Annotated in this window: 17 protein-coding genes and 7 tRNA genes; 13 read left to right on the top strand and 11 right to left on the bottom strand. The window is 62.1% G+C overall.

Going from position 1 to position 25,577, the window contains the following annotated elements; all coding sequences use genetic code 11:
- Positions 1-11: 11 nt before the first annotated feature.
- The 4 genes from ABWL39_RS03615 to ABWL39_RS03600 form a co-directional block, all read right to left on the bottom strand.
- A complete protein-coding gene (locus ABWL39_RS03615) occupies positions 12-4,103 on the bottom strand; it encodes an EAL domain-containing protein (RefSeq protein WP_367787232.1) in 4,092 nt (1,363 codons plus the stop codon).
- Between the two features lie 192 nt (positions 4,104-4,295).
- Positions 4,296-4,371, bottom strand: a tRNA-Asn gene (locus ABWL39_RS03610).
- A gap of 59 nt (positions 4,372-4,430) precedes the next feature.
- Positions 4,431-4,506 (bottom strand) — tRNA-Asn (locus tag ABWL39_RS03605).
- 67 nt (positions 4,507-4,573) lie between these two features.
- A tRNA-Asn gene (locus ABWL39_RS03600) sits at positions 4,574-4,649 on the bottom strand.
- Between the two features lie 73 nt (positions 4,650-4,722).
- Between ABWL39_RS03600 and ABWL39_RS03595 the strand changes: the two genes are divergently transcribed.
- The 8 genes from ABWL39_RS03595 (at position 4,723) to ABWL39_RS03560 (ending at position 11,051) form a co-directional block, all read left to right on the top strand.
- Complete coding sequence (locus ABWL39_RS03595; protein ID WP_367787230.1) at positions 4,723-6,006, top strand: AsmA-like C-terminal region-containing protein; 1,284 nt, start codon at positions 4,723-4,725, stop codon at positions 6,004-6,006.
- A 160-nt stretch (positions 6,007-6,166) separates the two neighbouring features.
- Positions 6,167-7,981 carry an excinuclease ABC subunit UvrC gene (gene uvrC / locus ABWL39_RS03590; RefSeq protein WP_367787228.1) on the top strand — a complete coding sequence of 605 codons (1,815 nt, stop codon included), beginning with the start codon at positions 6,167-6,169 and terminating at the stop codon, positions 7,979-7,981.
- A gap of 29 nt (positions 7,982-8,010) precedes the next feature.
- Positions 8,011-8,580 carry a CDP-diacylglycerol--glycerol-3-phosphate 3-phosphatidyltransferase gene (gene pgsA / locus ABWL39_RS03585; protein WP_367787226.1) on the top strand — a complete coding sequence of 190 codons (570 nt, stop codon included), beginning with the start codon at positions 8,011-8,013 and terminating at the stop codon, positions 8,578-8,580.
- Between the two features lie 84 nt (positions 8,581-8,664).
- Positions 8,665-8,740 (top strand) — tRNA-Gly (locus tag ABWL39_RS03580).
- A gap of 29 nt (positions 8,741-8,769) precedes the next feature.
- Positions 8,770-8,845 (top strand) — tRNA-Gly (locus tag ABWL39_RS03575).
- Positions 8,846-8,874: 29 nt separating this feature from the next.
- Positions 8,875-8,950 (top strand) — tRNA-Gly (locus tag ABWL39_RS03570).
- A 111-nt stretch (positions 8,951-9,061) separates the two neighbouring features.
- Positions 9,062-9,135: transfer RNA gene (locus ABWL39_RS03565), tRNA-Cys, on the top strand.
- Between the two features lie 200 nt (positions 9,136-9,335).
- Complete coding sequence (locus ABWL39_RS03560; RefSeq protein ID WP_367787224.1) at positions 9,336-11,051, top strand: diguanylate cyclase; 1,716 nt, start codon at positions 9,336-9,338, stop codon at positions 11,049-11,051.
- 67 nt (positions 11,052-11,118) lie between these two features.
- Here the strand turns inward: ABWL39_RS03560 and ABWL39_RS03555 are convergent, their stop codons facing one another.
- The 6 genes from ABWL39_RS03555 to ABWL39_RS03530 form a co-directional block, all read right to left on the bottom strand.
- Positions 11,119-12,378, bottom strand: coding sequence for a hypothetical protein (locus ABWL39_RS03555; RefSeq protein WP_367787223.1), 1,260 nt, complete (start codon positions 12,376-12,378; stop codon positions 11,119-11,121).
- 234 nt (positions 12,379-12,612) lie between these two features.
- Positions 12,613-14,568 carry an acetoacetate--CoA ligase gene (locus ABWL39_RS03550; protein ID WP_367787222.1) on the bottom strand — a complete coding sequence of 652 codons (1,956 nt, stop codon included), beginning with the start codon at positions 14,566-14,568 and terminating at the stop codon, positions 12,613-12,615.
- A 294-nt stretch (positions 14,569-14,862) separates the two neighbouring features.
- Positions 14,863-15,213, bottom strand: coding sequence for a nuclear transport factor 2 family protein (locus ABWL39_RS03545; protein WP_367787220.1), 351 nt, complete (start codon positions 15,211-15,213; stop codon positions 14,863-14,865).
- Between the two features lie 103 nt (positions 15,214-15,316).
- Positions 15,317-16,171 (bottom strand): leucine-rich repeat domain-containing protein, encoded by an 855-nt coding sequence (locus ABWL39_RS03540; RefSeq protein ID WP_367787218.1) that lies wholly within the window; start codon positions 16,169-16,171, stop codon positions 15,317-15,319.
- A 115-nt stretch (positions 16,172-16,286) separates the two neighbouring features.
- Positions 16,287-16,895: a response regulator transcription factor gene (locus ABWL39_RS03535; protein WP_367787217.1), complete on the bottom strand. Its 609-nt coding sequence runs from the start codon at positions 16,893-16,895 to the stop codon at positions 16,287-16,289.
- Complete coding sequence (locus ABWL39_RS03530; protein WP_367787215.1) at positions 16,892-18,838, bottom strand: nitrogen regulation protein NR(II); 1,947 nt, start codon at positions 18,836-18,838, stop codon at positions 16,892-16,894. Before ABWL39_RS03530 ends, ABWL39_RS03535 begins: the two co-directional genes overlap by 4 nt.
- Before the next feature lie 138 nt (positions 18,839-18,976).
- Between ABWL39_RS03530 and ABWL39_RS03525 the strand changes: the two genes are divergently transcribed.
- The 3 genes from ABWL39_RS03525 (at position 18,977) to ABWL39_RS03515 (ending at position 22,062) form a co-directional block, all read left to right on the top strand.
- A complete protein-coding gene (locus ABWL39_RS03525) occupies positions 18,977-19,975 on the top strand; it encodes a TRAP transporter substrate-binding protein (RefSeq protein ID WP_367787213.1) in 999 nt (332 codons plus the stop codon).
- Positions 19,976-20,125: 150 nt separating this feature from the next.
- Complete coding sequence (locus tag ABWL39_RS03520) at positions 20,126-20,683, top strand: TRAP transporter small permease (RefSeq protein ID WP_367787211.1); 558 nt, start codon at positions 20,126-20,128, stop codon at positions 20,681-20,683.
- Positions 20,680-22,062, top strand: a complete 1,383-nt coding sequence (locus ABWL39_RS03515; RefSeq protein WP_367787209.1) for a TRAP transporter large permease — start codon at positions 20,680-20,682, stop codon at positions 22,060-22,062. Before ABWL39_RS03520 ends, ABWL39_RS03515 begins: the two co-directional genes overlap by 4 nt.
- A gap of 189 nt (positions 22,063-22,251) precedes the next feature.
- On the opposite strand, the gene ABWL39_RS03510 is transcribed toward ABWL39_RS03515, so the two are convergent.
- A complete protein-coding gene (locus tag ABWL39_RS03510) occupies positions 22,252-23,028 on the bottom strand; it encodes a ferredoxin--NADP reductase (protein WP_367787207.1) in 777 nt (258 codons plus the stop codon).
- Positions 23,029-23,353: 325 nt separating this feature from the next.
- Between ABWL39_RS03510 and aroC the strand changes: the two genes are divergently transcribed.
- Positions 23,354-24,457, top strand: a complete 1,104-nt coding sequence (gene aroC / locus ABWL39_RS03505) for a chorismate synthase (protein WP_367787205.1) — start codon at positions 23,354-23,356, stop codon at positions 24,455-24,457.
- Positions 24,458-24,607: 150 nt separating this feature from the next.
- Positions 24,608-25,549 (top strand): homocysteine S-methyltransferase, encoded by a 942-nt coding sequence (mmuM, locus tag ABWL39_RS03500; protein WP_367787203.1) that lies wholly within the window; start codon positions 24,608-24,610, stop codon positions 25,547-25,549.
- The last annotated feature ends 28 nt before the right edge of the window (positions 25,550-25,577 follow it).

Below are 25,577 nucleotides of genomic sequence, written 5' to 3'. Positions count from 1 at the left end.
TGACGAGACGATTATAAGGTATTCGTACCCAGCAACGCCGCAAACTGCGCCGGGGGCACCGGCGGGCTGAACAGATAGCCTTGGATCTCGGTGCAGCCGCGTGCCAGCAGGAAGTCACGCTGGTCCGGTGTTTCCACCCCCTCTGCGATGACATTCAGATGCAGGCTCTGCGCCAGGCTCACGATTGCCGCCGTGATCGCGGCATTGTCGGCATCCTGCGGCAATTCGCGAATGAAGGACTGGTCGATCTTGAGCTTGTCGATCGGAAAGCGTTTCAGGTAGGACAAGCTGGAATAGCCCGTGCCGAAGTCGTCGATGGAAATGCCAATACCGTGCGTCTTGAGGCTGCTCATATTGTCGATGGCGACATCGGTGTTCTGCATCAGCATGCTCTCCGTCAGCTCCAGCATCAGCCGCGCCGGGGGCAGGCCGGTTACCGCCAGGGTCGCCAGCACCGTCGGCAGGAAGTCCTTCTGCCGGAATTGCAGTGCGGAGACATTGACCGACAGGGGGATGGGCGCGAGGCCCAGTTGTTCCCATTGCTTGCCCTGTTGGCAGACGGTTTCCAGCACCCAGTTACTGATCGGAACGATGAGCCCGGACTCTTCTGCCACCGGGATGAAACGCGCCGGCGAGATCAGGCCCAGCTCCGGGTGGCGCCAACGGATCAATGCCTCGGCCCCGACAATGCGGCGCTGCGATACATCGTACTGCGGCTGATAATAGAGCTCGAACTGCCGTTGCTCGAGTGCCCGGCGCAGGTTGTTTTCCAGCATCAAATGCTCGAATACGCGGGCATTCATGTTCTGCGTGAAAAACTGATAGTTGTTCCGGCCGCTATCCTTGGCATGGTACATCGCCGCATCGGCATTCTTGATCAGGGTCTCGAAATCGGTGCCGTCGTCCGGATAGACAGCAATGCCGATGCTGGGCGTCAGCCGCAACTCGTGCTGTTCGAGGTGATAGGGCTGGATGATGGCATCGATCACGCGTTGCGCCATATGGGCTGCATCTTCGCCCTGCCTCAAGTCATTGAGCAGGACGGCGAACTCGTCGCCGCCGAGGCGCGATACGGTGTCGTTGTCGATCACGGTGGCGCGGAGCCGCTCGGCAACGCCCTGCAGCAAGGCATCCCCCACCTTGTGCCCAAGCGAGTCGTTGATATTCTTGAAGCGGTCGAGATCGAGAAACAGCACGGCCAGCTTGCTGCCTGCCCGATGCGCCCCGGCGATTGCGGTATCGACGCGATCCTTGAGCAGTTGCCGGTTGGGTAGCTGGGTCAGTACATCGAAATTGGCGAGGAACTGGATGTGTTCGGCCTGTGCCTTGCGTTCGCTGATGTCGGAGAATGTGCCGATGAAGTGCGTGATATCGCCGTTCTCTTTGCGCAGGACGGTGATGGTGAGCCATTCCGGGAATATTTCGCCGTTCTTGCGGCGGTTGAAGACCTCTCCCTGCCAATAGCCCGTCGCTTTCAGGACGGCCCACAGGTCGCGGTAGTAGTCGCTGCCATGCCGCCCCGATGAAAGCAGGCTGGGGTTCTGGCCCAGCACCTCATCCTGGCTGTAGCCGGTGATCTTGGTGAAGGCGTCGTTGACCGAGATGATGCGGTTGAAACGGTCGGTGATGAGAATGCCTTCGCCTGTCCCCTGGAATACCTTGGCATGCAGGAGCAGGTCCTCCTCCGTGCGCTTGGTATCGGTGATGTCGCGCAAGGTGCCGATCATGCGTGCTGGCTGACCCTGGTCGTTCCAGTCGATGACCTTGCCGCGGGCCATGACCCAGCGCGTGTGGCCGTCAAAGCAGTGGATGCGATATTCGCACTGATAGTGGCCCTCGTCGCGGCGGAAGCAGCGTTCGATGGCATCGAATACCCTCGGTTTGTCCTCGCTGTGTATGCGCTGGTGCCAGTCGCCCAGGGCCGGGCTGAGCCGGTGCTCGTCCGTGGCGCCGAGAATTTCTTCATATTGCCGGGAGTAAAACGCTTCGTTGGCCTCGATGTTCCAGTCCCATACGCCATCGCGGCTGCCTTCGAGCGCAAAGTGCCAGCGTTCTTCGCTTTCCCGCAGTGCATGCTCGATCAGCTGGTTCTCGATGGCGATGCCGGCGAGCTTGGCCATACGTTCGAGCATGTCCTGTTCGTGCGCCAAAGGCTCGCGCGCTTCGGCAAAGTACAGCCCGAGCACGCCGACGACGCGGAGATTCTTGGCAATCACCGGGTAGGCCCAAGCGGCCGTCAGGCCGTGCGTGATAGCTATGTCGCGGTGCTGGCGCCAGACGATATCGTCGCCCACGTTGGCAACGTTGATCGGGCGTTTGAGTGCCGCCGCCGCACAACAGGAGCCGCCATATGGTGCCGCTGGCCAGTTGCTGCTTTGCCGGACAAATTCAGCCGGCAGCTCGCCGCTGACCAGGTAATGCAATTGCTTGCTTTCCTGGTCAAACTCCATGGCGCAGGCGATGGCGCCGGGCATCTGCCGTTCGAGCGCTTCGCACAAGGTCGCCAATGTCGCGACCAGCGATTTCCCGGCGGCAATCTGCTCCAGCACGAGGCGCTCGCTCGATAGCAGGCGCTGTATGCGTTTCTGCTGCGTGATGTCCTGTACCGTCCCCCGCAGTGCCGTGAGGTTGCCGAGCGAGTCGAAGCGCGGGGAGCAGGTCATCAGCAGGTCAACAAGGCGTCCTCCAAGCTGAATGCGATATTCGACCGTTGTCTTGGCATGGCTCTCGCGTGCCTGCTCCATGGCGTTGCGAACGCGCATGCCCTCGTCACCAAGCTGCATGAAGAAGGTCTGCAAGGACGGGGTAGCCTGGCGTGCCGATGTGCTGTGCAGTTGCCGCATGACCTCCGACCACCACATGACATCGTCGCTGGTGTGCCATTCCCAGTTGCCTATCTGTGCTACCTGCTGGGCATCGGTTAGGCGCGACTCGCTTTGTTTCAAGGCCTCGATGGCGGCGATCCGGTCGCTGATGTCCGATAGCGAGCCAGCCATCCGTATCGGCTGTTCGTCCGCATCCCAGATGCCTTCGCCGCGCAGGCGGAACCACCCATAGTCGCCACTGCGCGTGGCCAGCCGACATTCGACGTCGAATGGCACATGCAGGGTGAGGTGATTGTTCATGTAAGCCACGATCTGATCGTGCTCATCCGGGTGAAAATGCTCGGCTAGCACGGCGAATTCGTCACCGAGCTCCCCCGGCTCGTAGCCGAGCAAGGTTTCGAAGCGGGCCGAGAAATACAGGGTGTTGCTGCGGATATCCCAATCCCACAGGCCATCGCTCGAGCCGCGCACCGCGATGGCGTAGCGTTCTTCGCTCAGGCGCAGCGCCGCTTCGGTCTCGACACGCTCGGTGCTGTCGTTGAGCAGATGGATCTCGCCGACGGCGTCGCAGAACGAGGTGATGTCGATATGGCGATAGTTGCCGTCGGCGGTGAATATGGTTTCCTGGCGCGGTTGCTGAAAGCGCAGGGCGCGGTCGAGCTGATACTGTCGGTGCGCCGCGGCAGCCTGATCGCCATAGAGCGCGGAAAACCAGTCGGCAAGCCCGGTGATCTCGCTCCTTGCATGCCCAATGATCCGTTCCGCCGCCGCATTCATCCAGATCTGCTCGCCTTGTACCTGAACCACGCCGCCAGGCAGGCACTCGATCATGCGGCGAAAGGAGGCTGCGCTTTGCTGCAGCATCCGCTGCTGTTCGCGCTGTTCCGATATATCCGTCTGGAACAGGTAAAGGACGGCGCCATTGGGGGCATCGGCCAGCAGGGCCGGGTCGATGGATAGCTGGGTCAGCGTGCCGTCGCGCCGGCTCAGTGGCAGTTCCGCCGCCGTTCTGCTGCCGGCCAGCCACTCGGCGAGCGCCTTGAGCAGGGGGGGGCGTGTCTCCGGTGTGCTGATCAGGTCTTCCAGCGGCTGGCCTAGCGCCCTGTCGGCGGGGTAGCCGTACAGTGCTTCGCTGGCTTGGCTCCAGTACACGACCCGGTGCTGCGCATCGCACGCCAGAGCCGCAACATGGGGCAGCGCATCGAGGATGGCATGCAGGTAGTGGGTTTGCTCGTCCTGCTGGCGCGCGGTTTTCTTAAGACGGGTGAACGAGCTCAACAAGCCTGTCGGGGGCTTCGAAAATGGCATGAGGCGATAGCTTGGTTTGAATGCATTGGCTTGCGGTTCTGATGCCGCAGCTCTATTTATATAGAGACATGCCGTTCAAATCCAGTAGGGCGGGGGAGGAAGAGATGAATTTGCTGGCCCAAAAACAAAAACCGCCATGTTTTCATGGCGGTTTGGAAATACTGGCTCCCCGACCTGGACTCGAACCAGGGACCTGCGGATTAACAGTCCGTCGCTCTACCGACTGAGCTATCAGGGATCTATTGTTCTTGGTGCTTACAGCATTGATGCGCTTGCTATGCAAGCTGCATCGAAATCTGGCTCCCCGACCTGGACTCGAACCAGGGACCTGCGGATTAACAGTCCGTCGCTCTACCGACTGAGCTATCAGGGATCTATTACAAAATCGTTAAAATATTAGCATTTGCATATTTGCTTCTTATGCAAATCGCATTAGAATCTGGCTCCCCGACCTGGACTCGAACCAGGGACCTGCGGATTAACAGTCCGTCGCTCTACCGACTGAGCTATCAGGGATCAAAAGAGGCGCGTATATTAGGTGTTCTTTGATTGTGGGTCAACAGGAAAAACAACAACGGTAACCGGATACATGAAAATTCTAAAAATCACCTTGGGTACGATAGCGTTTGTCGTGATTGCCGCGCTGCTGTTTCCCCTGGTTTACCCGATTAACCTATATATCCCGCAGGTCGAAGCCTCGCTCCGCAATCAGCTGCATCAGCCTGTATCGATCGGTGACATGAGCGTGGCCTACGCCCCCATGCCGCGCCTGGTGCTCAACAACGTCAAGATTGGGCAGAACCAGGAAGCCAATATCAGCAAGGTGCTGGTGCAGCCCGCCTATCTGTCCTTGCTGGCCGACCGTAAGGTTGTTAGCCGTCTGTCGCTGGACACCGCCGAATTGAAGCAGGAGTTTGTCCTGATTGCCCCCGTCATCATGAATGCAGGCAAGGACAACAAGGGCTGGCGCGTCGAAGCGATGAGCTTCAGCAATAGCACCATCCACTTGAACAAGGCATCGCTCGGGCCGCTCAACGCCGACGTGTCGTTCGACAAGCAAGGGGGCTTCAAGGACATCCTCCTGAGCCAGGAGGGCACCAATGCCAAGCTGCGCATTGCGCCGGATGGCGATCAGTATGCATATAGTTTCGATGCCGACAACTGGGCCATCCCGATGGCACCGAGTGTCAATTTCAGCTCGCTGGTCGTGAATGCCAAGGGGAACGCCGACAATGTCGTGTTCGACGATATCCGGGGCGTGCTGTATGGCGGCACGTTGACGGCATCCGCCAAGCTGGAATGGCGCGACGGCTGGCAACTGTCGGGGCGCTACGAGGTCAACAATATGCAGCTCGAGCCGCTCACTTCCGGTCTGAATCCCAAGACATTCGTGTCGGGGCGCGCCAGCGTGGAGGGCGTGTTCGGCTCCTCCGGCAAATACCTGGAGGACCTGCTTGCGCACCCACGCGCCGAGGGCAAGTTCAAGGCTGAAGACGGTACGCTCAACAATATCGATTTCATCACCGCGATTCGTTATAACTACGGCACAAATGGCGGTGGGCTGCGCGGCGGCAAGACCCGTTTCGATTCGATGAGCGGTATCATCGAGATCAGCGAGAAGACCTATCGTTTCAAGAATATCGCGCTGCAGTCCGGCCTGCTGGGTGCCTCTGGCGCGGTAACCGTCGATGCCAGGCAGCGTGTCAACGGTAACCTGGCGCTACGCATGAAGAGCGCGGTCAACCCGATGGCTGTGCCGATGATCGTCAATGGTCCGCTGGAGAGCCCGCTGTTGACGCCGGCTGCCAATCTACGTAGCACCAGGGACGAGACCAACAGCGGGTTTTCGGCCTCCGAGCCTGCCCAGCAGTAGTTTCCGACGAGGCGGGCGCCACCCCGGCGGTGTCGCTCGCGTCTCCCGCCCGAGTCCTGGCGCCGCCGAGCCGCCCATTGGTAGTATGGCCATCTGGCGTGTGGCACGCTCCGGTGCCGTTGTGGCCAATTCCCTTAATTAGATCCGATTGTTCGTCCCGATGTCCCAGAGTCCCTTCGATCCCAAGCCTGTGCTGGCATCCTTGCCCAATCTGCCGGGCGTGTACCGCATGTTGTCCGCCGACGGTGCCGTCCTGTATGTCGGTAAAGCCAAGGACCTGAAAAAGCGGGTTTCTTCATACTTCCAGAAGAGCGATCTGTCGCCACGCATCCGCCTGATGGTGGCGCAGATTGCCGCGATCGAAACCACCGTGGTGCGTTCGGAGAGTGAGGCATTCATTCTCGAGAACAACCTGATCAAGGCGTTGTCCCCGCGCTACAACATCCTTTTTCGCGACGACAAGTCCTACCCCTACATCATGCTGACCGGGCACGCATTCCCGCGGCTCGGTTTTTACCGTGGGGCACTCGATCGCAAGCACCAGTATTTTGGCCCATTCCCGAGCGGGCATGCCGTACGCGAGAACATCCACCTGCTGCAGAAGGTTTTCAAACTGCGCACCTGCGAGGATTCGGTATACAACAATCGATCCCGCCCCTGCCTGCTGCACCAGATCAAGCGCTGTACCGCGCCGTGTGTCGGTCTGATCGACGAGGCGCACTATCGCGAGGACGTGCGCAATGCGTTGTTGTTTCTGCAAGGCAAGGACAGCGAGTTACTGACCGATCTCAACAGCAAGATGGAACAGGCTGCTGGTGAATGGCGATTTGAAGAAGCCGCGGTGCTGCGCGACCAGATTCACAGCCTGACGCGTATCCGCAGCAAGCAGTTTGTCAGCAGCAATACCACCCAGCTTGATGCCGACGTGGTCGCCTGCGTGGCCGCCAACGGCCTGCTGTGCGTCAATCTGGTCATGGTGCGGGGCGGGCGCCACCTCGGCGACAAGAGCTTCTTTCCCAGCAATGCCGACGACTATGACGCGGCGTCGGCGCTCGAGGCTTTTTTGCTGCAGCACTATCTCGATCGTACGATCCCACAGGCCATCATCGTGGCCGGCGTGCCGGAACCCGAGCCGCTGCAGGCGCTGCTCAGCGAGCAGGCCGGGCGCAAGGTGTATCTGAACGACAACCCGGTGGGGGAGCGGCGGGTGTGGCTGGAAATGGCGACCAAGAACGCCGAGATAGCCATCGGCCAGCGCCTGACCAGCCAAAGCACACAGGAAGGGCGGCTGAGCGCACTGCAGGATGCGTTGGGCCTGCCCGAGAGCGTGGCGCGCATCGAGTGTTTCGACATCAGCCATACCATGGGTGAGGCCACGGTTGCCTCCTGCGTGGTCTACGACCGATTGTCGATGCAGCCATCCGAATATCGGCGCTACAACATCACCGGCATTACGCCCGGCGATGATTTTGCCGCCATGCGCGACGCCCTGACCCGACGCTATCAAAAGATCGCAGCCGGCGAGGGGGTGATGCCGGATCTGGTCTTGATTGACGGCGGCAAGGGGCAGGTCGGGGTCGCGCTCGATGTCATGGCCGAGGTTGGGCTCAATGAGCTCATGCTGGTTGGTGTGGCGAAGGGCGAGGAACGCAAGCCGGGGCTGGAGCAGCTGATTATTCCGCAGCAACAAAAGACGCTACAATTGCCCACGGACCACCCCGGCCTGCATCTGATCCAGCAGATTCGCGACGAAGCGCATCGTTTTGCCATTACCGGGCATCGCAACCGCCGAGGCAAGGCACGCACCACGTCGTCACTGGAGGACATCGCCGGCGTTGGCCCCAAGCGGCGCCAGCGACTGCTGACGCATTTTGGCGGGCTGAAAGGGGTCCAGACGGCGAGCGTCGACGAGCTGTGCCAGGTTGAGGGCATCAACCGGACGTTGGCCGAAACGATATACAGGCAATTTCACTAAATAAATAAGAACAGCAAACAGAACATCCGATGCCTTTCAATCTACCCATCTTCCTGACCTGGTGCCGTATCGTTCTGATCCCGATGTTTGTCGGCATCTTTTACCTGCCCGAGCATTGGCTGCCGATGCACGACAAGAACCTGTTTGCCGCTGCCTGCTTCGCACTGGCGGCCATTACCGATTGGTTTGATGGTTATCTGGCCAGAGCGCTGGGGCAGACGACTTCGTTTGGCGCATTTCTCGATCCGGTGGCAGACAAGTTGATGGTGGCTGCCGCCTTGATCCTGCTGGTCAAGCTGGGTCGGACGGAGTCGTGGATCGCGGTGGTCATCATCGGGCGCGAGATCACGATTTCCGCGTTGCGGGAGTGGATGGCGCAGCTGGGCAAGAGCAAAAGTGTTGCCGTTTCTTTTGTCGGCAAGCTGAAAACAGCGGCTCAAATGCTTGCCATCGTACTGTTGCTGTATGCTGCACCACTGGTGTCTGGGGTCGATACGCTTTATTTCGGTGAGTGGCTGATGTTCGTGGCGGCCATTTTGACTTTGTGGTCAATGGGTTATTACCTGCGTGTGGCCTGGCCTCAAATAAAACAGGGATAAAGTTGATTGCAGATTGTTGACACGGCCGTTTTGGTCGCTATAATTGCCGCTCTCTGAACGACGGCGGTGACGCCGAAGTGCAAAGCGGGAATAGCTCAGTTGGTAGAGCGCAACCTTGCCAAGGTTGAGGTCGCGAGTTCGAGCCTCGTTTCCCGCTCCAGTTGCAATGTTGTTGGCAGTTCAGAAAATGCGGGAATAGCTCAGTTGGTAGAGCGCAACCTTGCCAAGGTTGAGGTCGCGAGTTCGAGCCTCGTTTCCCGCTCCAGTTTCAATGCTGTTGGCAGTTCAGAAAACGCGGGAATAGCTCAGTTGGTAGAGCGCAACCTTGCCAAGGTTGAGGTCGCGAGTTCGAGCCTCGTTTCCCGCTCCATATTCGCGGGGAAAGCAATCGCTTTCCCCCTTTCACTTCCAGCATCGTGTTTTTTCATGCTGGAGTGGCGACAAGTAGAATACAGCTTGTCGCACAGCCGTCCAAGACGATGGCGGGGTAGCAAAGTGGTTATGCAGCGGCCTGCAAAGCCGTCTACGCCGGTTCGATTCCGGCCTCCGCCTCCAGTAACATCAGGAAATCAGCCGCTGAGAGCGGCTTTTTTCTCGCCTCTTTTGTTTCCCCTCATTTGTTTCGTTGGCAATTCCGTCTGGCTCTACCATGAGCTGGGTAGCCTGGCGTGGTTTCCTGTAGCCACTTGGCACATGGCTCCTGTAGCATGATTGACCCCTTATCGTATTTGTCAGTCCCCTTCCATACGATGCGCTTGTCCCGACTCTTTGCCATCAATACGGCGATCCTGTCGACCCTGGTCGGCGTGATGCTGTCGTGGATCATCTTCGATGAATGGCAGATTTATCGTTCTGCACGTGATGGCCTGGGTGAAATCCAGACGGCCTACATGGCAATGGTGGTAGCCGAAAAGGTATCGTTCGAGCGTGGGCCGGCAAATGGTGTGCTGGGCGATGCGCAGCATGATCCCGCCAAGCTGCAACGACTGAAAAAGGCACGGGCCGCGAGTGATACCGTGATTGCAGAGCTGATGGCGCGGATTGCGGACGACACCGATCTGCACGATCAAGAGGCTGCCATCGAGATGCACAAGGCCATCGCCCAGCTGGAGGCTGCCCGGCGTGAGGTGGATGGTGTCGCGGCCTTACCCCGATCCAGGCGGAGCGCAGAACAGGTGATGGGGGCAGTGCATCAGATGTTCGATGTGATCCCGATCATCATGTCTGCGGTGACGAAGCTGTCTCGTGATGCGGAAGAAATCTACCCGCAGTTCTCCGATGCGCTGATCGGCGCGCGTCTGGCGGCGGAGTTGAGGGTGCAGGCTGGCCGGCTGGGGTCGCAGTTTACGGCGGCCCTGACCGAGCAAAAGCCGCTGGCCGACAGCGAGAAGCAGGCGATTGACGTATTGCGCGGCCGTATCGAACAGCTCCACATGTTGATCCAGCTACGCCTGCAAAGCCAATTCGCCGACCAGCTGGCGCTGGGGGCCATGCAGTCGATGGAGCAGCGGTATTTCGGCGATGGCCTGCGTTTCGTCAACGGCGTCATCGCCGACAGCGAGGCCGGCCGGCGCTATGGCATGGATGCTGCAGGCTTCGCCGCCCGTTACGTGCCCGACATGGCCTCCATCATCCAACTGCGCGATGTCATGGTAGAGAACGCCATGACCGGTGCGCGCGAGAGCCATCGCGTGGCGAGACAGAACCTGCTGCTGGCGTTGTTCATCGGCATGCTCACGGTGCTGACCGTACTGGTGATCCTGCTGGTGATCCGGCACCGTGTCGTCAGCCCCTTGCTGAGGACGGCAAAGGCGCTGGCAGAGATTGCCCATGGCAAGTTCGACATCGTGGTCCCGGCCCGCAAGCAGCTGGATGAAATCGGCGACATTCTCGATGTCGTTGCCCTCTTGAAGGCCAACAGCATTGCCAAGCAGCGCCTTGAAGTGGAGCGTCAGCAGCTGGTCGACGAGTTGCGACAGGCCTCCCGCACCGATTTCCTGACGGGAATACTCAACCGGCGCGCCTTCTCCGAGGTGGCGAATGCCCAGATCGCCAATGCCCGGCGTCACGGTACCGCGTTGACGCTGATCATGTTCGATATCGATCATTTCAAATCGATCAACGATCGTTTCGGGCACGATGCGGGGGACGCCGTGCTGGTGGAAATCGCCGACCTGGCCAGGCGGGTATTTCGCGAGGGAGATATCGTCGCGCGTTACGGCGGTGAGGAGTTTATCGCGCTGGCCTGCAATTGCGATCTGCAGGGCGGGATGGTGTTGGCGGATCGGCTGAGGCTGTCGATCGAGAACTGGCGCTTTACAGCGGCCGACGGCACGCTCAGGGCGACATCGAGTTTTGGCCTGGCGCTGTTCGACGCCAGCCAGGATGATCTTGGCTCGCTGCTGCGGCGTGCCGACCAGGCGCTCTATCTTGCCAAGCAGCATGGCAGGAATCGCGTAGAGACAAGCTAGGCCCATCCTGCCTTGGGGCTCGGCCCACCGGGCCAAGGGCTGACCACTGCGGCCACGTCGCCGCCAATCATTTCTGCCTGGGCAACTCGGGCAGTGGGGCGCCAAAGAAGTAGGGGTACACCCGGAAGTCGTTCACCAGCCCGCCCTGCTTCGGCGGTTGCTCCAGGCGCGCCATGGCTTGCCTGGACAGTGGCTTGATCTTGGCCGCGTCGCGCGAGCGGCTGAAAACGCCGTGCCGCCACTGGTACACCTCGTCGAGCTTCTCGTGATAGGTGTAGGCGTGGTTGTGATCGTTGTAGAAATCATCAAACCGGTTGCGGCCCAGATAGATGGCGTTCGAGCCCTCATACCCGGTCTTCTGGTAGGACTTCGCATCGGTGTTGAGAAAATAGGCCCAGTCGCCGGGCACGAAATGCCGGGCCGGCACGCCGTACTGGATGGTCAGCAGCTTGCCTGGCCGGTTTTGTTCCTTGTTGTCGAAATCCGCTTCGAAATCCCACATCCGGCCGGGCTCGATGTCGGTCAATGGGTCCTGGTTCGACCAGAGGCGGGCCTCGATCCGTTTGACCTGTTCCGGGTCACGCTTGATCCGCTGGTAATAATCGAGCACCCCCTGAATCATCACCAGCTTGGCGCCGGTGTAGCAGCCGATCGAATACAGGCGCTGGTTGATGAAGGCATCGTTGACGGCCACATGCAGGGGGACATCGTGCCGTGGCGTGCCGCGCCGCCAATAGCGGGTGTTCCAGCGCGCCTGCCCGCCATTGGGCCATACCCAGTTCAGGTTCTCGGCCCATGCCACGATGTTCTGTCGAATGGCGACATGGTCCTTCAAGGTATCGAGCGAGCAGGCCGGCGCATCGAATGCCGTCAGCCGGCCCGTTTGCATCAGGGCAAGCAGAATCTCCTGTTTCGATACCGTGTGGATGGGCCGCATGGTACCGTGGGCGCCGGGCAGCAGGAGCCGCTCGTCTTTCACGCGGAGCGCCGGGTGGCGCGCCAGGGCCAGCGTGTCGTGCGTCTGTCGATCTGTGCGCATGACGTAGCTCAGCGTGCCGTGCTCGGTGTCGATGGTCTTGGCGATGTGGCGCATCGAGATGCCGTTCGATAGCAAATAGGCGTCGACAGCCTGCCCAAACTTGACGACCTCGCCCGCCGGGCAGGAGAAACGGAGCCCGCTGGCTGGCGTGCCTGTTTGCCGCGAGCCGGGCTGGCAGTCGCCACAAGCCACAGTGACTGCCTCCTGGCCGCCTGCCGGTGCCGCCTGTAGCGGCTGCATCTGGATCACCATGAGCAAACAACAGCCGCTGAACAGCGAGCGTTTCATACATTCCTTTCTGTTGGTTCTGGCCGCATCCGCCGCCTTGCACTACCCAATATAGCCGTGGAAAGCCCGCTGGTTTGGCGTTGTTTTCCTGGTCGAAAATACCGCCCACCACGCGGGCCCACGATCGCCAGCTGGCTGGCCGCCATGGTTGCCTGAGTCTTGCCGGTGCGGCGGCAAACTGGCGAAAAAAAGCCCCCAGGATCGGGGGCTGGTGTTCCTGGCCCGCCCTGCGAATCAGCTCGTCAGGTCTTCCAGATTCTCGAACAGCGCCAGTGCCTCCGGGTTGGCCAGTGCTTCCTTGTTCTTTACCGGGTGACCATGGATAACGTTGCGCACCGCCAGCTCGACGATCTTGCCGCTGATGGTGCGGGGGATGTCCGTGACGGCGATGATCTTGGCCGGGACGTGGCGCGGGCTGGCGCCTTCCTTGATGCGTTGCCTGATGCGCTGGGCCAGCGCTTCGTCGAGCCGGGACTTGGGTTGCAGGCGAAGGAACAGGATCACCCGCACATCGCCTTGCCAATCCTGGCCGACCGCCAGTGACTCCAGTACTTCCGGGAAGGCTTCCACTTGGCGGTAGATCTCGGCCGTGCCGATCCTGACGCCACCTGGGTTCAACACCGTGTCGGAACGGCCATAAATCACGATGCCGTCGTGCTCCGTCAGCTCGGCATAGTCGCCATGGCACCAGATATTGTCGAAGCGCTCGAAATAGGCCGCCCGGTATTTGGCCCCATCCGGGTCGTTCCAGAACTGGATCGGCATGGACGGAAATGGCTTGGTGCAGACCAGTTCCCCTTTTTCCTGCTGTACCGGCTTGCCGTCGTCGTCGTAGATTTGTACCGCCATGCCGAGCCCGCGGCATTGCAGCTCGCCGCGATATACCGGCAGCACGGGGCTGCCGAGCGCGAAGCAGGAGACGATGTCGGTGCCGCCCGAGATCGAGCTCAGGCGGACATCTGGCTTGATGTCCCGATAGACATAGTCGTAGCTCTCCGGCAGCAGCGGCGAGCCGGTGGAGCAGATGGTATCCAGCGCCCATAGCTCGTGCGACTTGCGCGGCTTGGCACCGGCCTTTTCGAGGGCGGACAGGTATTTTGCACTGGTGCCGAAGGTGGTGAATTCCTCCACCTCGGCATAGTCCCACAGCACCTCGGCCGACGGATAGAACGGCGAGCCATCGTAAAGTGCGACCTTGGCGCCGACGGCGAGCGCCGATACCAGCCAGTTCCACATCATCCAGCCGCAGGTGGTGAAGTAGAAAATCGTATCGTCGCGGCTGAGGTCGCCATGCAGGACATGCTCCTTGAGATGCTGGAGCAGGGTGCCGCCCGCAGAATGGACGATGCACTTGGGCACACCCGTGGTGCCTGACGAATACATGATGTAGAGCGGATGATCGAACGGCAACTGGACGAAATCGACCTGGGTGGCATCATTGTCGGCAAAATCGATCCAGTTGACGGCATGCTTCAGGCCCCTCAACTCCGGCGTGGGCGAGATGAACGGCACCACCACGAGCTGCTGGACGCTGGGCAGCTGTTCGAGGATGCTGCCGATGCGCTCCAGGCTGTCTACCGACTTGCCGTTGTAGTAGTAGCCGTCCGCGGTGAACAGCACCTTGGGCTGAATCTGGCCGAAGCGGTCCAGCACGCCCTGGATGCCGAAATCGGGCGAGCAGGACGACCAGACAGCCCCGAGGCTGGTCGCGGCCAGCATGGCGATGACGGTTTGCGGCAGGTTGGGCATGAAGCCCGCCACCCGGTCGCCAACCGTGACGCCTGCCGATTTCAGCGCCTGTGCGACCTTGGCGACTTCTTCATAGAGTTCCGCATAGCTGTATTCCGCTTCGGCCTGGTCTTCCGCGCGGAACACCAGCGCGGTACGGCTGTCGCGGTAGCGCAGCAGATTCTCGGCAAAATTGAGGCGGCTGCCGACAAACCACTTCGCGCCCGGCATCTTGTGGCCGTCGACCAGCACTTGATCCCACTCCTGGCTCGCCTGCACCTCGCAGAAGCGCCACAGCGCCGACCAGAAATCGGCTGGGTGTGCCACCGACCAGTCATACAGCGCGGGGTAGTTGGCCAGCTTCTGGCCGTAACCATCGTTGACGAAGGCGGTGAAGCGCGTAACGTTTGCAGCTTTGATCTGTGCTGCCTTGGGGGACCACAGTGGATTGCCGTTGCTCATACATATCCTCGCTGGGTAACGATAGGCTCTCTGGCTACCGTCTTGAAGTTGGCGTATCGGGCTGTCGTCAATATCGGCACCGGCCCGCGCGATGGCTCGTTGAGGGCAGGCACTCGGGAATCCGCCTGCCTGATGTTCAAGACGGCTTTTCGACCATTATGCGCCACCGGCCCGGTGCTTGCTGTCGGCGATTCAAATTTACGTTAACGTAAAATGCAAAATTCTAACATGAGCGCCGCCGTTGTTTGGGGCTGGCTGCAAGCCAGGCTGGGAGCGCGTTGCGGCAGGGCAGGGCTAGCTGATCTCGGCCAGATAGCTGATCAGGCGCCTGATCTTTGTCTCGCGCATCTCGAATACATCGCAGAACGCCAGAATCAGCACGCCGCCGTCGCGCCGGGCACAGCGCACCGAGCCTTCGGCGACGACTACGTCGTTCTGCTCGGTCAGGCGGGTGACCTCGATCTCCGGGCTGCCGACGCAGGCCTCGTTTTCGATCTCCCTGTCGAACGCGGCCTTGCCGACCACATGGAACTGGCCGGGGATCAGCCATTCGACATCGTCGGCCAGGCAGGACAGGATCAGCGCGTGGTCGGTGCGGCGGAAGCCTGCCATGTATTGCTCGACAGTGGCTTGATTGGGGCTCATGTGGAACTCCTGTCGGTATGGGGGCTGCACTGGCCGCGCCAGCTGGCGCCGGGCTTGCCGGAAACCCAGTCCCGGCGCGCCCTGCAGGGCGGCGACCAGCTTGCTATTCAGCCAAGGCCATGGCCCTGATGTCGTTGAATGCCGCCTTGTGCTTTGCCACCTTGGCAGCGTCGCAGAAGCGGCAGATTGTCCGGGCGCCTCGTCCAGTCAGCATCACCATCGAATCCTGCGCGCACTTCGTGCAGCGGCCATAGCCCGAGCCGGCAAGATCGAGAAAGGGCCGGAACCATTGGCATTCGGTATTGGGCAGCTTGGCCGATAGCCAGGCGTACTCCGCCATCGGCAGCCACCCGCCAAGCCCCAGGTAGGCCAGCGTTTTGAGTGCCGCCAGCGGGCGCAGCGACTCGACATGCGTGGTGGCGATCGCCAGCGACTTCAGCCAAGTCATGCCCGCCAAGGGCTCAAGGGAATCGACCCGCTGGCGCCCCCACATGCTCCCCGTAATCGCCAGCGATTCGAGCCTGGGCAGCCGGGCAATTGGCGAAAAGTCCGAGATCAGCTTGAAATTTTCCAGCTCAAGCACTTTCAGCGATGCGAGGTCAGCCGGCGGCTCGATCGACTCGACCTTGGTCGAGCTGCCGATGTGGAGGTAGGTCAGCGCGCCCAGCCCGGCGATGGCGTCGAGGCGCTTGATATTGCTCCATTTGATCTGCAAACAGGTCAAGCCCTCGATCCGGCATGCTGCTTCAAACAAGGGTTGCGTGACGTGCGACCAGATGCTCAGCCAGCGGAGCTGCTGCAACTCGGGGAGCGTGGCGCTCCATAGCCGGATCAGCTGTTTCTTTTCGCTATCCGATACCGCGCCCAAGTCCCAGCTCAGCCGCAGGCGTTCGCCGCCGTCGTAATCCGTGGGATGGACGATGGGCCGTGGCCAGTTTGATACATGAAAGGGCTGCAATGTTGTCGATCCGGGCTCTGGTGTCGGATCATCCCATTCAACACCGCCACGATGGCGATGTGCAAGCCCTGATGCGGGGCCGGCAGCGACGGCCAATGCAGGGCTTCGCCTCGAATCACTCTCGTCCCGCCAGCAACTGCGCCAGCTCTACCGCCGAGCGCACACCCATCTTCGCAAATACGTTTGCCCGGTGGACTTCCACCGTGCGCATCGTGATGTTCAGCTCGTCTGCGATCACCTTGTTGAGCTTGCCGGCCAGCACGCGCTCCATGACTTCGCGTTCGCGCGGGGAGAGCTTGGCCAGGCGGGCGTGGACGGCCTCGTGGCTGCCGCGTGACTGGCGGCGGGCGCTGGCGACGGCGAGAGCGTCGTTGATCTTGTCGAGCAGCACCTGGTCGCGGCAGGGTTTTTCGAGGAAGTCGAAAGCGCCCTGCTTGACGGCGCCGACGGCCATCGCGATGTCACCGTGGCCGGAGAGGAAGACGGCGAGCAGCTCACTGGCGCGCTGGCGCAGCGCGTCGAAGACATCGAGCCCGCTCATGCCTTCCATGCGCACATCGAGCACCACGCAGCCTTCCCAGCCGGGCTCGAGCGCGGCGAGGAAGGCCTCGCCCGATTCGAACACGCGCACGGTGTAGCCGTGCGACAGCAGCAATAGGCCGATGGCGTCGCGCACGGCGGTGTCGTCGTCGACGATGTAGACGGATTTGAGGTCGGTGCTCATGGCGTGGTCTCGCTCGTGGTGACGGGCAGGGTGAAGTGGAAGATCGTGCCGCCGCCGTCGCGCGGCTCGAACCAGAGCCGGCCGTGGTGGTTCTCGACCACCGAACGGCAGATGCTGAGCCCGAGGCCCATGCCCAGGCTCTTGGTGGTGTAGAAGGCTTCGAACAGGTGCTCGACGACATCGTCGCCGATGCCCTGGCCGGTGTCGGCGACGCTGACCTGCACCATGTCGCCGTCGCGCCGGCTGCGGATCTCGATGCTGCGGCGCGCGGCGGGCTGGTTGGCGCAGGCATCCATGCCGTTGCGGATCAGGTTGATCAGCACCTGCTCGAGCAGAATGGGGTCGGCCTGGATCGCCGGCAGGCTGCGGTCCAGCTCGCTGGTGATGCGCATGCCGCGGGCGCGGGCATCGGCCTCGATCAGACCGACGGCATCGTCGATCAGCGCATTGAGGTCGCAGGGCTCGTGGTGCGGCGTGCGGCGGCGGACGAATTCGCGGATGCGGCGCACGATCTGCGCGGCGCGGTGGGCCTGGTCGGCGATCTTGTCCAGCGTGCCGACCAGCAGCTCGCGCTGTTCGCCGTTGTTGGCCAGCTGCTTGGCGGCGCTGGCGTAGCTCGACATCGCCATCAGCGGCTGGTTGAGCTCGTGGGCGAGGGTCGAGGCCATCTCGCCCATCGAGGTCAGGCGCGCCGTCTGCTGCAGCTTTTCTTCCTGCTGGCGGGTGAAGTGCTCGCTGCGCTTGCGTTCGGTGATGTCGAGCACCGAGCTCATCCAGCCGCGTTGCCTGCCGTGGGCATCGATCAGCGGCGTGGTGTAGATCATGGTGTCGACGTAGTGGCCGTCGCGGTGGCGGATGCGCGATTCGAAGCCGGTCAGCGGCGCCAGGCCGGACAGCACGGCGGCATTCTGGTGCTTGTGGCGTTCGAGCGCGTCCGGGTCCCAGTAGGGGTAGGGCGGGAGCATGCCGATCAGCTCCTCCTGGCGGTAGCCGACCATCTTGCAGAAGGCCGGATTGACGTAGACGATGCGCCCCTCCATGTCGCGCGCGCGCATGCCGACCGACAGCGAGTCTTCCATCGCCTTGCGGAAGGCGTGCTCCTCGCGGAGCGCCGCCTCGGCCGCCAGCCGGCCCTGGATGTGGCGCCGCAAGCGCCACCAGCTGAACAGCACCGCCAGCGCCAGCGCTACGACGGATACGATCAGCAGCTTCTGCATCACGCTGCTGCCGGTATCGTAGGCGGTGACCCTGAGCAGCAAGCCATGCCCGGGCGGGTCGAACGCCAGCTGGTAGGAGAGGCCCTCGGTGCCGGCCTCGACGCGGGATTTACTGGCCAGCACCACGCCGTCGGCGTCGCTGAGCGTCAACCGGTATTTGGTGGCGAACCACCAGGGCACCTGCTGGGCCACCAGCCGCGGCAGCGAGATCAGGGCCACGGCGATTTCATCGCCGACCGGCACGGTGGCGACGACGCAGGCCTCGTGGCCTATCCAGAATAGGGTGGAATAGGTGGGGCGCCCCGTGGCATGGGCCAGCTCGATCGTCGCCGCCAGCGCTGCCGTATCGGCACCCAGGCTTGCGCCCGAGGCAAAGCGCAGGTGGCCGTCGGCACCGTAGACCTGGGCGCCGATGACGCTCGGGTTGCCGCTCATCAGCAGATTGAGGCGGCCGCGGAAATCGCTCTCGGTGAGCGCGCGCTCCTGGTCGGCCGAGGCAATGCCGCGCAGCCGTTCTTCGGTCTGGTCGAACTGGAATTGCAGATTCTGCTCGGCCCACAGCACGTCGTTGATCAACACGATGCGCTGCGCTTCGCGCTCCTCGCGGGCGGAATACCAGAGCAGGCCCGACACGGCGGCGATGAACAACACCAGCGCGATGCGCGGCCAGAACCAGAGCCAATGCCCTTGGCGTGGCGAGAAGAAGGAGTAGCGCGGCGGGCTCATGGTCTACATCGTAGTAAAACAGGGGCCGCCCCCGCCAGCCTGTGGAAAACCACAATGCGTGTTACCACAATTGAGCTGCGACTCTAGGCCCACCAGAATCCCGATCATAACAGCCGTTCCAACGAGGAGACCCCCACCATGAACCGTCGTTCCCTGCTGCTCGGCGCCGTTGCGCTCGCGTTCTCCGGCCTGGCTTTTGCCGCTGACCCCATCATCATCAAATTCAGCCATGTGGTGGCCCAGGACACACCCAAGGGCAAGGCGGCCGAATATTTCAAGAAGCTCGCGGAAGAGCGCACCAAGGGACGCGTGAAGGTCGAGGTCTACCCCAACAGCCAGCTGTACAAGGATAAGGAAGAGATGGAAGCGCTGCAGCTCGGCGCGGTGCAGATGCTGGCGCCCTCGCTTGCCAAGTTCGGGCCGCTCGGGGCGAAGGAGTTCGAGGTGTTCGATCTGCCTTACATCTTCGACAACTATGCCGAGCTGCACAAGGTGACGCAGGGCCCGATCGGCGCCAGCCTGCTGGCCAGGCTCGACAGCAAGGGCATCAAGGGCCTGTCGTTCTGGGATAACGGCTTCAAGAATTTCAGCGCCAACAAGCCGCTCAAGAGCCCGGCAGATTTTCGCGGCCTGAAGATGAGGATCCAGTCCTCCAAGGTGCTCGATGCGGAAATGCGCTCGCTCGGCGCCAACCCGCAGGTGATGGCGTTCTCCGAGGTGTACCAGGCCCTGCAGACCGGCGTGGTTGACGGCACCGAGAACCCGAACTCGAACTTCTATACGCAGAAGATGCACGAGGTGCAGAAATACCTGACCGTGTCCGAGCATGGCTACCTTGGCTATGCCGTGATCGTGAACAAGAAGTTCTGGGAAAACCTGCCGGCCGATGTACGCACCCAGCTCGAAGGCGCGATGAAGGATGCGACCAAGTACGCCAACGATATCGCCAAGAGCGAGAACGATGCCGACCTCGAAAACGTCCGCAAGTCCGGCAAGACGCAGATACTGACGCTCTCGGCGGACGAGAAGAAGGCGCTGCGCAAGGCGATGATCCCGGTTCACCGCCAGATGGAAGAGCGCATCGGCCGCGACCTGATCCAGGCCATCTACAAGGAAACCGGCTTCAATCCGAACTGACGGGCCAGCCCGCCAGGCCATCTCGCATGCTGGCCCCGCAGGCTGGCTGCGCGGGCTGGCCGCGTTCCGGCGACGGGGCGGGGCTTGCCTGCGCTACCGTTGCGCTCTTTTCCCCGGGGGCCGTCCTGGCCCCCGCATGAGGCAAACGCCATGAAATTTCTCGATCACCTCGAAGAGTGGCTGATCGGCACCCTGATGGGTGCAGCCACGTTGCTGATCTTCGTGGCGGTGGTGCACCGCTACCTGTCAAGCATGAATACGCCGCTGCAGGACTGGCTGCTCACCACCAATCTGTCCTGGGCGCAGGAGCTGTGCATCTACATGTTCGTGTGGATGGCCAAGTTCGGCGCAGCCTACGGGGTGCGTACCGGCATCCACGTCGGCGTCGATGTGCTGATCAACCGGCTCGACGAACGAAACCGCAAGCTGTTCGTGTTGATCGGCCTGCTGGCCGGCGCGCTGTTCACCGGCACCGTCGGCACCCTGGGCGCGACCTTTGTCTGGGAGATCGGCCACACCGACCAGACCTCGCCGGACATGGAAATCCCCATGTGGTGGGTCTATCTCGCGATCCCGTGCGGCTCCTACCTGATGTGCTTCCGCTTCCTGCAGGTGGCCTGGACCTTCCTCCGCACCGGCGAGCTGCCCAAGCATGACCATGCGCATGTCGAGGGCCTCGACGAAGAACTGAAAGGACAAGCGGCATGAGCACCGACGCCATTCCCGTTCCGGCCAAGCCCTTGTCGATCAAGGTGCCGCTGGCGATTCTCGCGGCGCTGGCCGTGCTCGCCGTGGCCGGCGGCAAGGTCGCACTGATCTTCTGCCTGCTGCTGGCGCTGATGCTCACCGGCATGCCGATCTCGATCGCGCTGGGCCTGACCGTGTTGACCTTCCTGTTCACCATGACCCAGGTGCCGATCGAATCGGTGGCGCTCAAGCTGTTCACCGGCATCGAGAAATTCGAGATCATGGCGATCCCGTTCTTCATCCTCGCCGGCAATTTCCTGACCCACGGCGGTGTGGCGCGGCGCATGATCAATTTCGCCACCAGCATGGTCGGCCACTGGCACGGTGGCCTGGCGCTCGCCGGGGTGATGGCCTGCGCCCTGTTCGCCGCGGTATCGGGCTCCAGCCCGGCCACCGTGGTGGCGATTGGCTCGATCATCCTGCCCGCGATGGTGAAACAGGGCTTCCCCAAGGGCTTCGGCGCGGGGGTGATCACCACCTCTGGGGCCCTGGGTATTCTGATCCCGCCATCGATCGTGATGGTCATGTACTCGGTGGCGACCAACACCTCGGTCGGCGCCTTGTTCATGGCCGGCGTGATTCCCGGCCTGCTGCTGGCAAGCTTTCTCGGCTTCACCACCTGGTGGCGTGCCCGCCGCTTCAACTACCCGCGCATGGCCCGGGCGAGCTGGGGTGAGCGCTGGCTGGCCTTCCGCAAGTCGGTATGGGGACTGTTGCTGATCGTCATCGTGATGGGCGGCATCTACACCGGCATCTTCACGCCGACCGAGGCTGCCGCGATGGCTGCGGTCTACGCCTTCATCATCGCCGTGTTCGTGTACCGCGACATGCCGCTCAAGCGCATCCCCAAGGTGCTGCTCGATTCGGCCTCGATGTCGGCGATGCTGCTCTACATCATCACCAATGCCGTGCTGTTCTCCTTCCTGATGACGCACGAGAACATCCCGCAGGCGATGGCCGACTGGCTGTTGAGCATGGGGCTCGGACCGATTTCCTTCCTGCTGGCGGTCAACGTCCTGCTGCTGCTCGCTGGTAACGTGATGGAGCCGTCGAGCATCGTGCTGATCATGGCGCCGATCCTGTTCCCGGTGGCGCAGAAGCTGGGCATCAATCCGGTGCACTTCGGCATCCTGATCACGGTGAACATGGAAGTCGGCATGTGCCACCCGCCGGTCGGGCTGAACCTGTACGTCGCCTCCGGCATCACCAAGATGGGCATCACCGAGCTGACCGTGGCGGTCTGGCCGTGGTTGCTCACCATGCTGGCCTTCCTCGGCCTGGTGACCTATGTACCGCAGCTGTCGCTGTGGCTGCCGCAGGCACTGGGCATGATCCAGTAGGGCAGGGCACCTCGGGACCTGCCACGCGAGCACGATCCTGTGGTGCTGGGTTGCGATGCCCTGAAGCAGGGCAAAGATTTGAGGCCGGGTTTGTCCCGGCCTTTTTTCGCGATGCGGGCAATAAAGGTGCGGTCAACAAAAAAGCCGAGGCTGACCTCGGCTTTTCGTCACTGAGCGGATACGCTCGTCTTATTTCTCGACGAAGGCGCGTTCGATCACGTAGTCGCCCGGCTCGCCGATGCGCGGCGATACCTTGAAGCCACGTGCATCGAGCAGGTCGCAGGTGTCCTTCAGCATGGCCGGGCTGCCGCACAGCATGGCGCGGTCGGTTTCCGGGTTCAGCGGCGGCAGGCCGATGTCGGTGAACAGCTTGCCCGATTCGACGAGATCGGTCAGGCGGCCCTGGTTGCGGAACGGCTCGCGTGTCACGGTCGGGTAGTAGATCAGCTTGTCGCGGATCATCTCGCCGAAGAACTCGTCGTTTGCCAGTTCCTTGGTGATGTAGTCCTGGTAGGCGAGCTCGCTGACGGTGCGCACGCCGTGGAACAGGATGATCTTGTCGAAGCGCTCGTAGGCTTCCGGATCCTTGATCAGGCTCATGAACGGTGCCAGGCCGGTGCCGGTACCGAACAGGTAGAGGTGCTTGCCGGGCAGCAGGTCGTCGAGCACGAGCGTGCCGGTGGGCTTGCGGCTCACCATGATCTCGTCGCCTTCCTTCAGGTGTTGCAGGCGCGAGGTGAGCGGGCCGTTCTGCACCTTGATGCTGAAGAACTCGAGTTCTTCTTCATGATTTGCGCTGGCGATGCTGTAGGCGCGCATCAGCGGGCGGCCTTCGACCTGCAGACCAATCATCACGAACTGGCCGTTGCGGAAGCGCAAGCCGGGGTCGCGCGTGGTCTTGAAGCTGAACAGGGTATCGTTCCAGTGGTGTACGCTGAGTACGCGTTCTTGAGCAAAGTTCGACATAAATCCAACCGAATGATCATGCGGGAAAAAGTGGTGGAATTATACCTGCTGTCAATTCATTGTGTTTGCGCTGCAACAAACATTTGCTAGACGAATTGCTTCTATCCTCATGCAAAAAAGCTATTTCAACAGTCATTTGATATAGCGATGGACGCTATACCTCGCAGCGCATGGCTCAATCCGACCATATCTTGTCACCACCGGCCCGCCTGGCCGCCATGTGATCGCGGCCCGGAGCGCCTGTCATGCTGTGGTAAAATCGCGGTCTTTTCGGGATTTTCGGACCGTCACGGGCAGCCGTGACGGCCTCAGCAGGAGAATCGGTATGTCGGGCAATACCCTGGGCTTGTTGTTCACCGTCACCAGTTTCGGCGAAAGCCACGGGCCGGGCATCGGCTGCATTGTCGACGGTTGCCCGCCGGGGCTGGCGATCAGCGAGGCCGACATCCAGCTCGAACTCGACCGCCGCAAGCCCGGTACCTCGCGCCATGTCACCCAGCGCAAGGAAGAGGACAAGGTCGAGATCCTCTCCGGCGTGTTCGAAGGCAAGACCACCGGCACGCCGATCGCGCTCCTGATCCGCAACACTGACCAGCGCAGCCAGGACTACGGCAAGATCGCCGAGACCTTCCGCCCCGGCCATGCCGACTACACCTACTGGCACAAGTACGGCATCCGCGATTACCGCGGTGGTGGCCGTTCCAGTGCGCGTGAAACCGCCGTGCGCGTGGCCGCCGGCGCCATCGCCAAGAAGTGGCTCAAGGAGAAGTACGGCGTCGTCATCCGTGGCTACATGAGCCAGGTCGGCACCGTGCAGGTGCCGTTCAAGAGCTGGGACGATGTGCCGACCAACCCGTTCTTCGCACCGAACAACGATGTCGTGCCGCAGCTCGAAAGCTATATGGACGAGATCCGCGCCGCGCGCGATTCGATCGGCGCGCGCATCGAGGTCGTCGCCGAGAACGTGCCGGTGGGCTGGGGTGAGCCGGTGTACGACCGTCTCGACGCCGATATCGCCTACGCGATGATGAACATCAATGCCGTCAAGGGCGTGGAGATCGGCGTGGGCTTTGCCAGCATCGCCCAGCGCGGCTCGGAGCACTGCGACGAGCTGACGCCCGAGGGCTTCGCCAGCAACCATGCAGGCGGTGTGCTGGGCGGCATCTCCACCGGCCAGGACATCACGGTCAGCCTCGCCGTCAAGCCGACTTCCAGCATCCCGCAGGAGCGCCGCTCGATCGACAAGGCCGGCAACTCGGTGATGATGCAGACCACGGGCCGCCACGATCCTTGCGTCGGCATCCGCGCTACACCGATTGCCGAGGCGATGCTGGCGCTGGTGCTGATCGACCATGCCTTGCGCCACCGCGCCCAATGCGGCGATGTGAACGTCGCTACGCCGCGCATCCCGGGCAAGCTGGCGCGCTGAGCCGAGCCTGCTGCCGGCGACGGTACAGGCAAATCACGGCAGGGCGGCCGGATGGCCGCCTTTTTGTTGCCCGTCTGCGGCTGTCCCGCGCCCGCGTACGCTGAGCCGGGCTGGGTTACACTAGTCAGATCGCTGTGTCGGGCTGCTGCCATGTCCAATCCCATTTCCGCAATTCTTGCCCGCCAGCCCGTGCTGATTCTCGACGGCGCGCTGGCGACCGAGCTCGAAAAACGCGGCGCCGATCTGGCTGACCCGCTGTGGTCGGCCAGGGTGCTGATCGAGCAGCCCGCGCTGATCCAGCAGGGGCACCACGACTATTTCCTGGCCGGCGCTGACGTGGCGACCACGGCAAGCTACCAGGCAACATTTGAGGGCTTCGCCAGGCGTGGCTTTGACGCGGTACAGTCGGCCGTGCTGATGCGCCGCTCGGTCGAGCTGGCGGTGGCCGCGCGCGATGCGTTCTGGGCGGCGCATGCCGGCGAACGGGGCCGGGCGCAGCCGCTGGTGGCGGCGTCGGTCGGGCCGTATGGCGCGATGCTGGCCAACGGTGCCGAATACCGTGGGCAATATGGGCTGAGCGAAGACGAGCTGATGGCTTTCCACCGTGAACGCATCCGCGTGCTACTGGCGGCCGGGGCGGATTGCCTGGCCTGCGAAACCATTCCCAGCCGGGTCGAGGCAAGGGCGATTGCCAGGCTGCTGGCGAGCGAATTCCCCGGGGCCTGCGCATGGCTGAGCTTTTCCTGCTGCGACGATGCCCATATCTGCGAGGGCGACGAATTTGCCGAGAGCGTGGCCGAGCTCGATGCCTTCCCACAGATCGCCGCCATTGGCCTCAACTGCACCTCGCCGCGCCATGCCGCAGCGCTGCTGCAGGCGGCCCGCCCGGCGACGTCCAAGCCCTTGCTCGCCTATCCCAACTCCGGTGAGCAATACGACCCGGCCAGCAAGCAATGGTCGGGCACGGCCGAGCCCGAGACGTTTGCCGCGGCCGCACGGACATGGCAGGCGGCGGGCGCGACCTTGATCGGCGGATGCTGCCGCACGACACCCGCCGATATCTGCGCCATCAGCGATTGGGCGCGGGCCTGAGCCAGGCTTTCGCTCCGTGGCAGGTGGG

Source organism: Chitinivorax sp. PXF-14 (assembly GCF_040812015.1).
Classification (GTDB): Bacteria; Pseudomonadota; Gammaproteobacteria; order Burkholderiales; family SCOH01; genus JBFNXJ01.
The sequence above is the reverse complement of the archived record's forward strand: the minus strand, read 5'-3'. Positions and strand labels throughout refer to the sequence as shown.